This is a genomic window from Rhodococcus sp. NPDC003348, assembly GCF_053589375.1.
In genome coordinates this window covers 37,502-52,376 of sequence record NZ_JBSFRT010000030.1, presented here as the reverse complement: position 1 = coordinate 52,376, position 14,875 = coordinate 37,502, and the positions used below count along the sequence as shown (strand labels likewise).

Annotated in this window: 10 protein-coding genes; 9 read left to right on the top strand and 1 reads right to left on the bottom strand. The window is 70.3% G+C overall.

The genetic code is table 11. The features are described from left to right. Positions 1-138: 138 nt before the first annotated feature. From ACWDU4_RS19275 to ACWDU4_RS19245, 7 genes are all read left to right on the top strand, one after another. Positions 139-1,713, top strand: coding sequence for an anthranilate synthase component I (locus ACWDU4_RS19275; protein WP_450115553.1), 1,575 nt, complete (start codon positions 139-141; stop codon positions 1,711-1,713). Continuing rightward, on the top strand, positions 1,706-2,389 hold the full coding sequence (locus ACWDU4_RS19270; RefSeq protein ID WP_450115518.1) for a TIGR02234 family membrane protein: 684 nt from the start codon (positions 1,706-1,708) through the stop codon (positions 2,387-2,389). The genes ACWDU4_RS19275 and ACWDU4_RS19270 overlap by 8 nt, the downstream gene beginning before the upstream one ends. Positions 2,390-2,473: 84 nt before the next feature. After that, positions 2,474-3,283, top strand: a complete 810-nt coding sequence (gene trpC / locus ACWDU4_RS19265; protein ID WP_450115517.1) for an indole-3-glycerol phosphate synthase TrpC — start codon at positions 2,474-2,476, stop codon at positions 3,281-3,283. 102 nt (positions 3,284-3,385) lie between these two features. After that, positions 3,386-4,636: a tryptophan synthase subunit beta gene (trpB, locus tag ACWDU4_RS19260; RefSeq protein WP_450115552.1), complete on the top strand. Its 1,251-nt coding sequence runs from the start codon at positions 3,386-3,388 to the stop codon at positions 4,634-4,636. After that, the gene (gene trpA / locus ACWDU4_RS19255; RefSeq protein WP_450115516.1) at positions 4,633-5,436 is read left to right on the top strand and encodes a tryptophan synthase subunit alpha; all 804 of its coding nucleotides are present in this window, start codon (positions 4,633-4,635) and stop codon (positions 5,434-5,436) included. Before trpB ends, trpA begins: the two co-directional genes overlap by 4 nt. Then, on the top strand, positions 5,433-6,431 hold the full coding sequence (lgt, locus tag ACWDU4_RS19250) for a prolipoprotein diacylglyceryl transferase (protein ID WP_450115515.1): 999 nt from the start codon (positions 5,433-5,435) through the stop codon (positions 6,429-6,431). Before trpA ends, lgt begins: the two co-directional genes overlap by 4 nt. Then, a complete protein-coding gene (locus tag ACWDU4_RS19245; protein ID WP_450115514.1) occupies positions 6,428-7,027 on the top strand; it encodes a TM2 domain-containing protein in 600 nt (199 codons plus the stop codon). Before lgt ends, ACWDU4_RS19245 begins: the two co-directional genes overlap by 4 nt. 59 nt (positions 7,028-7,086) lie before the next feature. Here the strand turns inward: ACWDU4_RS19245 and ACWDU4_RS19240 are convergent, their stop codons facing one another. Then, a complete protein-coding gene (locus ACWDU4_RS19240; protein WP_450115513.1) occupies positions 7,087-8,061 on the bottom strand; it encodes a hypothetical protein in 975 nt (324 codons plus the stop codon). 655 nt (positions 8,062-8,716) lie between these two features. Between ACWDU4_RS19240 and gltB the strand changes: the two genes are divergently transcribed. Together gltB and ACWDU4_RS19230 are read left to right on the top strand one after the other, a co-directional pair. Next, positions 8,717-13,294, top strand: coding sequence for a glutamate synthase large subunit (gltB, locus tag ACWDU4_RS19235; protein ID WP_450115512.1), 4,578 nt, complete (start codon positions 8,717-8,719; stop codon positions 13,292-13,294). Beyond that, positions 13,287-14,792 (top strand): glutamate synthase subunit beta, encoded by a 1,506-nt coding sequence (locus tag ACWDU4_RS19230; RefSeq protein WP_450115511.1) that lies wholly within the window; start codon positions 13,287-13,289, stop codon positions 14,790-14,792. The genes gltB and ACWDU4_RS19230 overlap by 8 nt, the downstream gene beginning before the upstream one ends. Positions 14,793-14,875: the final 83 nt, after the last annotated feature.

Genomic DNA, 14,875 nt, shown 5'->3' with positions numbered 1-14,875 from the left:
GGTCGTTCCGCGGGCTCCGCTCCTGCACACCCTGGTCGCTCCGCGGGCTCCGCTCCTGCACACCCTGGTCGCTCCGCAGGCTCCGCTCCTGCACACCCTGGTCGCTCCGCGGGCTCCGCTCCTGGGATGATGGGGACCATGCCCGGCGAGTCGATCACCGTCACCCCTGCACCCGCTGCCGCCGACACGGCCGCAGCCACCACCACCCGCGCGCAGTTCCGCGCCCTGGCGGCCGAGCATCGGGTCGTCCCGGTCACGCGAAAGGTGTTGGCGGACGCCGAAACCCCGCTCTCCGCCTACCGCAAGCTGGCGGACGACCGGCCCGGAACCTTCTTGCTCGAGTCCGCCGAGAACGGTCGCTCCTGGTCGCGCTGGTCGTTCATCGGTGCCGGCAGTCCGGCGGCGTTGACGGTCGTCGACGGTGAAGCCGCCTGGTACGGCAACGTGCCGGCCGGTGCGCCGTCCGGCGGCGACCCGATCGTCGCCCTCGGCCAGACCCTCGAACTACTGCGCAGCGAACGCCTCCCCGACCTGCCCCCGCTGACCGGCGGCATGGTCGGCTTCATGGGCTATGACATCGTGCGCCGCCTGGAACGGCTGCCCAGCCACGCCGTCGACGACCTGCAGATCCCCGAGATGGTGATGCTGCTGGCCACCGACCTCGCCGCCGTCGACCACCACGAGGGTGCGATCACCCTGATCGCGAACGCAGTCAACTGGGACGGCAGCGACGAACGCGTCGACGAGGCCTACGACGACGCGGTCGCCCGCCTGGACGCGATGACCCGCGCCCTCACCGCGCCCGCACCCTCGACCGTCTCCACCTTCACCAAGGTCGTCCCGGAGTTCCGGCGCCAGCGCACCACCGAGGAGTTCGGGGCCGGCGTGCGCCGGCTGATCTCCGAGATCGAGGCCGGTGAGGCGTTCCAGGTCGTGCTCTCGCAGCGCTTCGAGATGGACACCGACGCCGCGCCCGCGGACATCTACCGGATGCTCCGTGCGTCCAACCCGAGCCCGTACATGTACCTCGTCAACATCCCCGACGGCAGCGGCGGCACCGGGTTCACCATCGTCGGCTCCAGCCCCGAGTCGCTGGTCACCGTCAAGGAGGGCACCGCCACCACCCACCCGATCGCGGGCACCCGGTGGCGCGGCGCCACCGAGGAAGAGGACCTCCTTCTCGAGAAGGACCTGATCGCCGACGAGAAGGAGAACTCCGAACACCTGATGCTCGTCGACCTCGGCCGCAACGACCTCGGACGCGTGTGCGAGCCGGGCACGGTGAAGGTGCACGACTACCGGCACGTCGAGCGCTACAGCCACGTCATGCACCTCGTGTCGACCGTCACCGGTCGCCTCGCCGACGGCAAACACGCCCTCGACGCGGTCACCGCCTGCTTCCCGGCGGGCACCCTGTCCGGGGCGCCGAAGGTGCGGGCGATGGAACTGATCGACGAACTCGAACCGACCCGCCGTGGCATCTACGGCGGCATCGTCGGCTACCTCGACTTCGCCGGCGACGCCGACACCGCCATCGCGATCCGCTCCGCACTGGTCAAGGACGGCACGGCGTACGTACAGGCCGGCGCCGGCGTGGTCGCCGACTCCGATCCGGTCTACGAGGACACCGAGGCCCGCAACAAGGCGATGTCGGCGCTGAGCGCGATCGCCGCCGCGGGCACCCTGCGTGCCCTGGGTGGCCACGATGAGTGACGCCGACACCAGCGCCCCCACCCGCCGTTCGGTCCCCCTCGCGGTCCTGCCGGTGCTGCTGCTCGCCGTGGCCGCGCTGTGCCTGTGGGCGTCGTCGCGGATGACGTGGGTGCGGGTCGACTCGTTCGACGGGCTCGGCGAGGCCCGGACGACCGACCTCATCGGCGGCACCTGGGCGGCCGCGACCACGCCGCTCGCGCTGGCGCTGCTCGCCGCGATCGCGGCATCGTTCGCGGTGCGTGGCTGGGCGCTGCGGGTGGTGGCGCTCATGGTCGCCCTCGTCGCGGTCGCGGCGATCGTGCCCGCGGTGCAGTTGCTGACCACCGACGTGGATCCCGATCGTGCGGGCCGGCTCGCGGAACTGCCCGACCGTGCCGAGGTGACCGCCACCGAGGTGTCCACGACGCCGGCCGTGCTGGTGGTGATCGGCGGTGTGCTGGCACTGGCCGCGGCGGTCGCGCTGCTGCGCAAGGCCTCGGTCAGCACCGGCCTGTCGTCGAAGTACGCGGCCCCGGCCGCCCGGCGTGAAGAGGCGTCCAAGCGGCACGAGTCGAAGGAACCTCCGAGCCAGCGGGTGCTGTGGGACGCTCTCGACGCGGGCGACGATCCCACCGACGACGAGCCCGGCGACCCCGGCCGACCGGGCACGACGGATGGCACGGACACCCGCCCGTAGTCAAGAGAACAGCGGCCTCTAGGCTTGGCCGAACGGATGACCTTCCTCACAATCGGCGACAGCCCAGAAAGGACTCGGGACGCGATGACTGTTCTCGATTCGATTCTCGACGGGGTGCGCGCCGACGTCGCCGCCCGTGAGTCCGTCCTCGACCTGGCCGCCGTCAAGGCCGCCGCCGCGGCGGCGCCGCCCGCGCTCGACGCGGCCGCCGCTCTGCGCGCCGACGGCATCGGTGTCATCGCCGAGGTGAAGCGCGCCAGCCCGTCCAAGGGTGCGCTGTCCACCATCACGGACCCCGCCGCGCTGGCCCGCGCCTACGAGGACGGAGGCGCCCGGGTGATCAGCGTCCTCACCGAGGAGCGCCGGTTCAAGGGCTCCCTCGCGGACCTCGACGCCGTCCGCAAGGCGGTGCGCATCCCGATCCTGCGCAAGGACTTCATCGTCGGGCCGTACCAGATCCACGAGGCCCGCGCGCACGGCGCGGACGTGATCCTGCTGATCGTCGCCGCTCTCGACCAGAACACCCTCGCGTCGCTGCTCGACCGCACCGAATCGCTCGGTATGACCGCGCTCGTCGAGGTGCACACCGAGGAGGAGGCGGATCGCGCACTCGAGGCCGGCGCGAGCGTCATCGGCATCAACGCCCGCAACCTCAAGACCCTCGAGGTCGACCGCGACACCTTCGGCCGCATCGCGCCGGGGTTGCCCAGCAACGTCGTCAAGATCGCCGAGTCCGGTGTCCGCGGCACCGCCGATCTGCTCGCCTACGCCGGTGCCGGCGCGGACGCGGTGCTGGTCGGAGAGGGCCTGGTCACCAGCGGCGATCCGCGCACCGCGGTCAAGGATCTGGTCGCTGCGGGCACGCACCCGTCGTGCCCGAAGCCGTCGCGCTGACCACCCGACCCGGACGGAATGGCGTCGCGGCGTCTAGGGCAGACTGAACAGGTGACTGCAGACGATCCCGTACTTTCCGCCAAGGGCCGTGGCCTGCCCCTCATGAGCGACGCCGTGGCGGTCCCCACCGCGCACGAACCAGATGCCGGCGGACACTTCGGGGTCTTCGGCGGCCGCTACCTTCCCGAGGCACTGATGGCCGTCATCGAAGAGGTGACCGCCGCCTACGAGAAGGAACGCAACGACCCGGGTTTCCTGGCCGAACTCGACCGTCTCCAGCGCGACTACACGGGGCGCCCCTCGCCGGTCTACGAGGCGACCCGGCTCAGCGAGCACGCGGGCGGTGCGCGACTGCTCCTCAAGCGCGAGGACCTGAACCACACCGGCTCCCACAAGATCAACAACGTGCTGGGGCAGGTCCTCCTCGCCAAGCGCATGGGCAAGACGCGCATCATCGCCGAGACCGGCGCGGGCCAGCACGGCGTCGCCACCGCGACCGCGTGCGCCCTCTTCGGCCTCGAATGCCTCGTGTACATGGGTGAGGTCGACACCGTGCGGCAGGCCCTGAACGTGGCGCGCATGCGTCTGCTCGGCGCCGAGGTCGTGGCCGCCGTGACGGGCTCACGCACGCTCAAGGACGCCATCAACGAAGCGATGCGCGACTGGGTCACCAACGCCGACACCACGTATTACTGCTTCGGTACCGCAGCCGGGCCGCACCCGTTCCCGGCGATGGTTCGCGACTTCCAGCGCATCATCGGCCTCGAGGCGCGTGCCCAGGTGCAGGCGCTGACCGGTCGACTGCCCGACGCCGTGGTCGCGTGCGTCGGTGGCGGGTCCAACGCCATCGGCATCTTCCATCCGTTCATCGACGACCCGTCGGTGAAGCTGGTCGGCATCGAAGCGGGCGGCGACGGCGTCGAGACCGGGCGGCACGCCGCGACCATCGGCGGTGGCACCCACGGCGCGCTGCACGGCGCGTACTCGTACCTGCTGCAGGACGAGGACGGGCAGACCATCGAATCGCACTCGATCTCCGCCGGCCTGGACTATCCCGGTGTCGGACCGGAACATTCGTGGCTCGCCGACACCGGCCGCGCCGAGTACCGGTCGGCCACCGACACCGAGGCGATGGAAGCGTTCCGGCTGCTGTGCCGCACCGAGGGCATCATCCCGGCGATCGAGTCCGCGCACGCCGTCGCGGGCGCGCTCGAGCTCGGCCGGGAACTCGGTGAGGGGGCGATCGTCGTGGTGAACATCTCGGGCCGCGGCGACAAGGACGTCGACACCGCAGGCAAGTGGTTCGGGTACCTGCCCGCCGACAGCACCGACACCGAAGGAGCCGCGCAGTGAGCGCCCCGCACGAACGCCTCACCGAGATCTTCACGACCTGCCGCGCCGAGAAGCGCGCCGCGCTGGTCGGCTACCTGCCGGTCGGCTTTCCGACCGTCGAGAAGTCCATCGAGGCCGTCACCACGCTCGTCGAGGGCGGCTGCGATCTCGTCGAGGTCGGCATCCCCTACAGCGATCCCGTCATGGACGGCACCACGATCCAGAACGCCGCCAACGCAGCGCTTGCCGCCGGTGTGCGCGTCCGCGACGTGTTCCCGGCCGTCAAGGCCGTCACCGATGCGGGCGGCGCCGCCGTCGTCATGACGTACTGGAACCTCGTGCTCAAGTACGGGGTCGAGAACTTCGCCCGCGACCTCGCCGCCGCGGGTGGGCTCGGCATCATCACCCCCGACCTGATCCCCGACGAGGCCGCCGACTGGATCGCCGCGTCCGACAAGTACGGCCTGGGCCGCATCTTCCTCGTGGCACCGTCGTCGACCAACGAGCGGCTCGCGATGACCCTCGATCACTGCCGGGGCTTCGTGTACGCGACGTCGACGATGGGCGTCACCGGTGCCCGCGACAACGTCGACAACCGCGCGCCGGAGCTGGTCGCGCGGGTGCGTGAGCACTCCGACATCCCGGTCGGTGTCGGACTCGGCGTGCGGTCCGGCGCGCAGGCCGCGGAGATCGCCGCGTACGCGGACGCCGTCATCGTCGGGTCCGCGCTCGTCACCGCCACCGCCGAGGGCCCGGACGCGCTGCTGGCGCTCACCACCGAACTCGCCGCGGGCGTCCGTTCGGCTACCGTGGCGTCGTGACCGACGTTCTCGCCTACATCCCGAGCCCCCCGCAGGGCGTGTGGAACATCGGCCCCGTGCCGCTGCGCGCCTACGCCTTCTTCATCATCGTCGGCATCGTCGTCGCGGTGGTCTGGGGCGACCGCCGCTGGGTGGCGCGGGGCGGCGAGAAGGGCACCGTTCTCGACGTCGCGATCTGGGCGGTGCCGTTCGGCCTGATCGGTGGTCGGCTCTACCACGTCCTCACCGACTGGACCACCTACTTCGGCGAGGGCGGCAATCCCGGTGACGCCCTGAAGATCTGGCAGGGCGGCCTCGGGATCTGGGGCGCCGTCGCGCTCGGCGCGGTCGGCGCCTGGATCGGCTGCCGCCAGCGCGGCGTGTCCGTGGCCGCGCTCGGTGACGCGATCGCCCCCGGAATCCTGTTGGCGCAGGCCATCGGCCGGCTCGGCAACTGGTTCAACCAGGAACTCTACGGCCGGGAGACCACGATGCCGTGGGGCCTGGAGATCTACGAGCGGGTGAATTCCGCCGGCCGCCTCGACGCGCTCACCGGCACCTCCAACGGCGTCGTCGAGAAGGTCGTGCACCCGACGTTCCTGTACGAACTGATCTGGAACGTGCTGATCGTGATCCTGCTCGTCTGGGTGGACCGCCGGTTCCGGATCGGGCACGGCCGCCTGTTCGCGCTGTACGTCGCCGGCTACAGCCTGGGCCGCTTCTTCGTGGAGTTGATGCGCGACGACCACGCCACCCACATCGCGGGCATCCGCATCAACTCGTTCACCTCGGCGATCGTGTTCGCCTGCGCCGTGGCGTACTTCCTGCTCGCCAGGAAGGGCCGGGAGACCCCGGCGGAACTGCGGATCGGGAAGGCGCGCGAGGAGTACGTGGCCGAGCACGCCGACGACCCGCAGGCCGCGGGAACTCCGGGCGGGGCCGCAACCGTTGACGCTGGGAAGGCCGAAGCGTCGCCAGGGGATGGTGACGCCACCAAACAGGGGGACGACACGTGACCGGACCGACCGACGACTGGCAGAAGCGGATCGAGGCGGGACTCCCGTTCCACCCCACCGCCGACGAACTCACCGCCGGATACCCGACCCCGGACACCCCGAACCCGCCGGGCGAGTACCCCGGTGGTGCCCCCTCCGCCGAGTTCCCGAACACCGGACACCCGGCGGCGCCCGGCCCGGTGTTCGGCGCGCCCGGCAGCGGACCGGGATACCCGCCGCCCGGCTTCGCGTCGCCGGCCACCACCCAGCAGTTCGCCGCCGTCCCCGGATACGGGTACATGGCGGCCGACGCCGCAGCACCTTTCGGCCGCGACCCGGTGACCGGGGAACCGCTGTCGGACAAGTCGAAGGTGGCGGCCGGGCTGCTGCAGATGCTGCTGCCGTTCCTGTCGATCTGCGGAGTCGGCCGCCTCTACATCGGCAGCACCGCGATCGGGCTGATCCAGCTGCTCGGCATGTTCGTCGCGCTGTTCATGTCGCTGGTGCTGATCGGCATCCCGTTCGTCATCGGGTTCTGGCTGTGGACGTTCATCGACGGGATCATGATCCTGGCCGGCAACGTTCGCGACGGTCAGGGCCGCAGGCTCCGGAACTGACATCGCGACGGTCGCGGGCCGGACGATCGGGCGCCGCCCGCGACGGGCGGTGCCGGTGGCTATGACGCGAGGTCGACGCGGATCGACTCGTTGTCGCGAACGACGAAGACGCGGTCCACGCCCTGCTTCCAGTTGTTGGGGACCAGGAAGTACCTGTCCGAGGTTTGGGCGAGCAACAGCAGACCCGTGTAGAGATGGCCATAGTCGCCGTTGGTCACCGTCAGGTGTTGTGAGCCCCCACCGTCGAGCAACAGGTTGTCCTTGCTGAAGACCACGACGGACGTCAGAACGCCCAGGTTGCCGGCCTTCGCCGCGGCCTCCTGTTGGCCGTGTGCGTCGCCGTACAGGCCGACCGCCCAGAACGCGGCAAGGAACCCGACCCCGATCAGGGCGAGCGGAAGCACCCAGGGATATCGAACGGTGTGGGCGGGGGCAGTCCGTACGGACAGGGGAGCGTCGTAGGTCGTGCGCAGCACCGCGATGTAGGCGAGCAGGACGACTCCGCCGATCAGCACGATCGGGAGACAGATCTGCGGCAGCCAGCCGAACCATGTGCGGAAGACATAGGCCGCCAACACGAAAGCGATCGATCCGACACCGGCCACGAGGGCGATCGTCAGGGCGCGGGCGAGCATACGGCCCTCCCGGACCTGTTGCGTCGAATCCGATGGCGGCGAGTCCGGCTGCTGCGACTGCGTGGTGAGGGCGGGGAGTACCACGAGTCGGTGGACGCCGAGCAACACCAGCAGGGAGACAAGGAAGAAGAGCGCCGGCGAGAACGTGGCTCTGATGCTGCTGAGCAGGTAGTCGGATGTCGAGTAGCCGAGCGTGCGGACGTCGATACCGAAGTAGTCGTAGTAGGCGTGCTTGACCGTCCAGCCGAAGTAGTACAGCAGCCCCGTGATCAACGCCGCCTGTGACGTGATGGCGCCGAGGACGGCGAACGTGGATGGCGTGGCCGGATCCCGACGGAGTGTTCCACCGGATTCCGGGCGCATGTGGTCGTCGTGCGGGCGGGTCGAGTCAGTCGTCATGGCGTGTCGCGGTCAGGCGGTGGCGTTCCCTCGTCCGGCGGTTCCGACGTCTCTTCGTCGGAAGGAAGGACAGGTGCGGGCGCCGGGGGCCCGATTGTGGCGGGGGGCCCGATGTGGCCTGGTGCCGAGGACTTCTCGGGCGGAGGAGCCGTGGACTTCAGTACGTCACCGATGTCGGTTGCGTCGACGGAACCCGTACGGGTTGCCACCGCAGGTGAGCCGACGGGTGGCGTGGTCGACTGCTCGTCGGATTCCTCGCGGCACCCGCCGAGGAGGAGGCTCCCCGCGAGCGCGACGACGATCAGCGCAGCCCCTGCACGGGAGGTCGATCGTGGGTACCGCATTTCGCACCTCGATGAATCGGCCCGGGCCGTGTCCGGACCGGATCGGTCCCCGGATGAGGCCAACGTATTCCCCCGACCGTCGAACCACGCGCGTAGTCGGCTACTCGAATCCCGCGCCCGCCGAGGCCCCCATGAACGGAGGCACGAGCTGATTTCGACTCCCGAACAGCCCCTGGACCTCGGCGTCTGCGCTGTTAAACTGGGCGCACCCGAGTGTGACGCTCGGCAGCTCCCACACCTGTGCGCCACACCGGATGCCTCCGGCTCATGTGCCTCGTGCCCATGCGCTGACCACCGCGTGGAGGTGTCAGGTGCTGTTCTCCCAGATACCCGAGCCGCAGGGCCTCTATGACCCGGCGAGCGAATCCGACTCCTGTGGTGTCGCGATGGTCGCGGACATCCACGGCCGCCGCACGCACGACATCGTCACCGACGGACTCCTCGCCCTGGCGAACCTCGAACACCGCGGCGCGGCCGGGTCGGAACCGAACAGTGGCGACGGCGCAGGGATCCTGCTGCAGTTGCCCGTCGAGCTGATCAGCGCGGTCGCGGGCGTCGATCTCCCGGACCCGGATCGAGACGGTGGTACCTGTTTCGCCACCGGGATCTGCTATCTGCCGCAGGATCCGGCCGCGCGCCGAGCGGCCGTCGCCCGGGTGGAGGAGATCGCCGCCGAGGAACACCTCGAGGTTCTCGGGTGGCGGGAGGTGCCCGTCGACCCGGACGGCGCCGACGTCGGTGCCGCTGCCCGTGCCTGCATGCCGTACATGAGTCAGCTGTTCGTCGCCGCCCCCGCCGGACCGGACGGCCGGCGCCCGGCCGGGCTCGACCTGGACCGCCTGGTGTACCCGCTGCGCAAACGCGCCGAGCAGGTCCCCGCGGACGTCAGCGAGGGCGTGTACTTCCCGTCGCTGTCCGCCCGGACCATCGTCTACAAGGGCATGCTCACCACCACCCAGCTGCCCGCGTTCTTCCCGGACCTGCGGGACGAGCGGTGCCGCAGCGCCATCGCGCTCGTCCACAGCCGCTTCTCCACGAACACCTTCCCGTCGTGGCCGCTCGCGCACCCGTTCCGGTACGTGGCCCACAACGGCGAGATCAACACCGTCCGCGGCAACCGGAACCGGATGCGCTCACGGGAGGCGATGCTCGCCTCCGACCTGATCCCCGGCGACCTCGGCCGGCTGTTCCCGATCTGCACGCCCGACGCCTCGGACTCCGCCTCCTTCGACGAGGTGCTCGAGCTGCTGCACCTCGGCGGTCGCAGCGTCGAACATGCCGTGATGATGATGATCCCGGAGGCGTGGGAGAACGACCTCGCGATGCCGCCCGCCCGCCGGGACTTCTACCGCTATCACGCGTCGCTGATGGAACCGTGGGACGGTCCGGCGTGCGTGACGTTCACCGACGGCGTCCGCGTCGGCGCAGTCCTGGACCGCAACGGGCTGCGTCCGGGACGCTGGTGGCAGACCGCGGACGGGCGGGTCGTCCTGGCCAGCGAGTCGGGGGTGCTCGACATCGAGCAGTCGCGAGTGCTGGCCAAGGGCCGACTCGAACCCGGCCGGATGTTCCTCGTCGACACCGCCGAGGGACGGATCGTGCCGGACGCCGAGATCAAGCTGTCCCTGGCCACCGAGCGGCCCTACGCGGAGTGGCTGTACTCGGGGCTACTCGGTCTCGACGAGCTGCCGCCGCGGCCGCCCATCGTTCACCCACACGAGTCGGTGGTGCGCAGGCAGGTCGCGTTCGGCTACACCGAGGAGGACCTGCGGATCCTGCTCACCCCGATGGCGGCGAGCGGCGGCGAAACCCTCGGGTCGATGGGCACGGACACCCCCGTCGCGGTGATGTCGCAGCGTCCGCGGCTGCTCTACGACTACTTCGTCGAACTGTTCGCGCAGGTCACGAATCCGCCGTTGGACGCGATCAGGGAGGAGGTGGTCACCTCGCTGACCCGGGTGATGGGTCCTGAGCAGAACCTGCTGCACCCGACCGCCGCGTCGTGCCGACAGATCGTGTTGTCGTGGCCGGTGCTCGACAACCACGCGCTGAGCAAGATCATTCACATCGACGACGACGGCGACCACCCCGGGCTGGCCACGACCGTGCTGCACGCGCTGTACGACGTCGACGGCGGCGGCGAGGCCATGGCGGCGGCGATCGAGGACCTGCGTGCCCGGGCGAGCGCGGCCATCGCCGCCGGCTACCGCACCCTGGTGATCTCCGACCGCGACTCCGACCACACGCGGGCGCCGATCCCGTCGCTGCTGGCGGTGTCCGCGGTGCACCACCACCTCATCCGCACCAAGGAACGGACGAAGGTCGCCCTGGTGGTGGAGACCGGAGACGCCCGCGAGGTGCACCACGTGGCACTGCTGATCGGCTTCGGGGCGGCGGCGGTCAATCCGTACCTGGCGATGGAGACGATCGAGGACCTCGTCAGCGAGGGCGAGCTGACCGGCCTCGAACCGGCGGTCGCGGTGCGCAACTACCTGCACGCGCTCGGCAAGGGCGTGCTGAAGGTGATGTCGAAGATGGGCATCTCCACCGTCGGGTCCTACACGGCCGCACAGGTTTTCGAGGCCATCGGCCTGAACCGTGATCTCGTGCGCGAGTACTTCCGCGGCACCACGTCCACCCTGGGTGGGGTGGGTATCGACGTGCTGGCCGACGAGGTGGCGGACCGGCACCGGCAGGCGTATCCGGACAACCCGACCGATCGCGCGCACCGCCGACTCGACGTCGGCGGCGAATACCAGTTCCGTCGCGAGGGGGAACTGCACCTGTTCACCCCGGAGACCGTGTTCCTGCTCCAGCACGCCACCCGGACCGGCCGCCGCGACGTGTTCACCCGCTACAGCGAGGAGGTCAACGCCCTCGCCGAACGCGGCGGCACCCTGCGCGGGCTGTTCCGATTCCGGGAGGGCGCCGCCCCACCGGTCCCGCTGGAGGAGGTCGAGCCGGTCGAGGCCATCGTCACCCGGTTCAACACCGGCGCGATGAGCTACGGCTCCATCTCCGCTGAGGCCCACGAGACCATGGCCGTCGCGATGAACCATCTTGGTGGACGGTCGAACACGGGGGAGGGCGGCGAGACTGCGGACCGGCTGCACGACCCCGTCCGGCGCAGCGCCGTCAAACAAGTCGCCAGCGGCCGATTCGGGGTCACCAGTGACTACCTGATCGGTGCCAGCGACATCCAGATCAAGATGGCGCAGGGCGCCAAGCCGGGCGAGGGCGGACAGCTCCCGGCGTTCAAGGTGTATCCGTGGATCGCGACCACCCGGCACTCGACGCCCGGCGTCGGGTTGATCTCCCCGCCGCCGCACCACGACATCTACTCCATCGAGGACCTCGCGCAGCTGATCCACGACCTGAAGAACGCCAACGAGAACGCCCGCGTCCACGTCAAGCTCGTCAGCTCCGTGGGGGTCGGCACCGTCGCCGCGGGGGTGTCCAAGGCGCACGCCGACGTCGTGCTGATCTCCGGCAACGACGGCGGCACCGGGGCGTCGCCGCTGACCTCGCTCAAACACGCCGGTGCGCCGTGGGAGATCGGCCTCGCCGACGCCCAGCAGACCTTGGTGCTCAACGGACTTCGCGACCGGATCACCGTGCAGTGCGACGGTGGCATGCGCACCGGCCGGGACGTGATGGTCGCGGCGCTGCTCGGCGGCGAGGAGTACGGCTTCTCCACCGCGCCGCTCGTTGTCGCCGGGTGCATCATGATGCGCGTCTGTCATCTCGACACCTGCCCGGTCGGGGTCGCCACCCAGAACCCGGTGTTGCGGGCCAGGTACACCGGCAAACCGGAATTCGTGGAGGAGTACTTCCGGTTCGTCGCCGAGGAGGTCCGCGAGCACCTGGCCCGGCTCGGCCTGCGCAGTCTCGACGAGGCGATCGGCCGGGCCGACCTGCTCGAGACGGCGGTGGGTGTGGCGCACTGGAAGAACCGCGGTCTCGACTTGTCGCCGATCTTCCGGATTCCCACCGGCCCCGACGGCACCCGGCTGCCGCAGCGGCGGCGGGTCCGCGACCAGGACCACGGACTCGCACACGCTCTGGACCGCAGCCTGATCCAGCTCGCGGAGGGCGCGCTCGAGGACGCCCACCCGGTGCGGCTGCAACTGCCGGTGCGCAACGTCAACCGCACGGTCGGCACCCTCCTCGGTGCGGAGGTGACCCGCCGCTACGGCGCCGCCGGCCTGCCCGACGACACCATCGTCGTGGAACTGACCGGATCGGCAGGGCAGTCGCTCGGCGCGTTCCTCCCGCCGGGGATCACCCTCGAGATGATCGGTGACGCCAACGACTACGTCGGCAAGGGGCTCTCCGGCGGCCGGATCGTGATCCGGCCCGCAGCCGACGCGCTGTTCGAGGCCGAGGAGCAGGTGGTCGCCGGGAACACCGTCCTGTACGGGGCGACGTCCGGGGAGGCGTACCTGCGCGGCCAGGTGGGGGAGCGGTTCTCGGTCCGCAATTCGGGCGCCACCGCGGTCGTCGAGGGTGTCGGCGACCACGCCTGCGAGTACATGACGGGCGGGCGGGTGGTGATCCTCGGGCCGACCGGACGGAACCTGGCGGCGGGTATGTCCGGCGGCATCGCCTACGTGCTCGACCTGGACCGGACGCGGGTGAACACGGCGATGGTCACCCTCGAACCGCTCGATCCGGACGATCTGGACTGGTTGCGTGGCGCCGTCACCGTGCACCGCGACCGCACCGGTTCGCCCGTCGCGGCCTCGGTGCTTGCCGACTGGCCGCGGCGCAGCAGCCTGTTCACCAAGATCCTGCCCGTCGACTACCGGCGGGTGCTCGAGGCGAGCCGTCTCGCCCGCGCCGAGGGACGCGACGTCGACACTGCAATCATGGAGGCGGCACGTGGCTGATCCGCACGGCTTCCTGAACGTGCGCAAGCAGGAGGCCCCGAAACGCCCCGTCGCCGAACGGGTTCGGGACTGGCAGGAGGTGGGCGCCGCCCAGTCCGCCGCGGACCGGGCGCGCGAGATCGCCGACCAGGCGACGAGGTGCATGGACTGCGGCATCCCGTTCTGTCACTCGGGAACCGCGGGCTGTCCGCTGGGGAACCTGATCCCCGAGTGGAACGACCTGGTGCGGCGCGGGCGCTGGTCCGCGGCGGCGGACCGCCTGCACGCGACCAACAACTTCCCGGAGGTCACGGGGCGGATCTGTCCGGCGCCGTGCGAGGCCGCATGCGTGTTGTCGATCGCGGAGAACGACACCGGCGGCAGCGTGACCATCAAACGGATCGAGCAGGCCATCGCCGACGCGGCGTGGGAGTCCCGGGCGGTCACCCCCCAGCCCGCGACGGTCAGCAGCGGCCGGGCGGTGGCCGTGGTGGGTTCCGGACCGGCCGGCTTGGCCGCGGCTCAGCAGCTGACCCGGGCGGGACACGACGTCACCGTCTTCGAACGAGACGACCGTCTCGGCGGACTGCTCCGCTACGGCATTCCCGCCTTCAAGCTGGACAAGGGGGTGATCGACCGGAGAATCACCCAGATGCGCGACGAGGGAACGAAATTCGTCACCGACTGCGAGGTGGGAGTGGATCTGACGGCCGAGCAGTTGCGGGAGCGGTTCGACGCCGTCGTACTCGGCGTCGGTGCTCTGCGCGCCCGGGACAACACCACCGTCGAGGGGCGGGGCCTCGACGGCATTCACCTGGCGATGGAGCATCTGGTACTCGCGAACCGCGAATGCGAGGGGGACGGAGTGAGTCCCGTCACCGCGCACGGCAAGCACGTGGTGATCATCGGCGGCGGCGACACCGGTGCGGACTGCCTCGGCACCGTGCACCGGCAGGGGGCGCTGTCGGTGACCCAGCTGGACTACCACCCGGAGGCGCCGGTCGTGCGGGACGAGGAACGGTCCCCGTGGCCGTCGTGGCCCATGGTGCTGCGCACCTCGCCCGCTCATGCGGAGGGTGGTGAGCGGCGTTACGAGGTTGCGGTGCAACGCTTCCTGGGTGACGAGTCCGGCCACGTCCGGTCCATGGTGCTGGCCGAGGTGCGGGTCACGCGTGACGATCAGGGGCGTCGGCACATCGCACCGATCGGCGAGGAGGTGGAATTGCCTTGCGATCTGGCGCTTCTCGCGATCGGTTTCGAGGGGGTCGAACACGAGGAGTTGCTCGAGGGGCTCGGCCTCGGATTGACGCCCCGCGGTGTGCTGGCGTGTGGCCCGGACTGGCAGACCAGCGCTCCCGGGGTGTTCGTGTGCGGTGACGCGCATCGCGGTGCGTCACTGGTGGTATGGGCGATCGCCGAGGGTAGGGCGACGGCTCGCGCCGTTGACGAATTCCTCACCGGGCATTCGGATCTCCCGTCGCCCGTGCATCCGACGTCGCTGCCGCTCGAGGTTCTGTGAAAAGTGGATGACCTGCAGGTTAACGGCCGTTGAGTGTATTTTGTTCGCACGCTTGTGAACGGATTTGCGGGGGTGCAAATGGA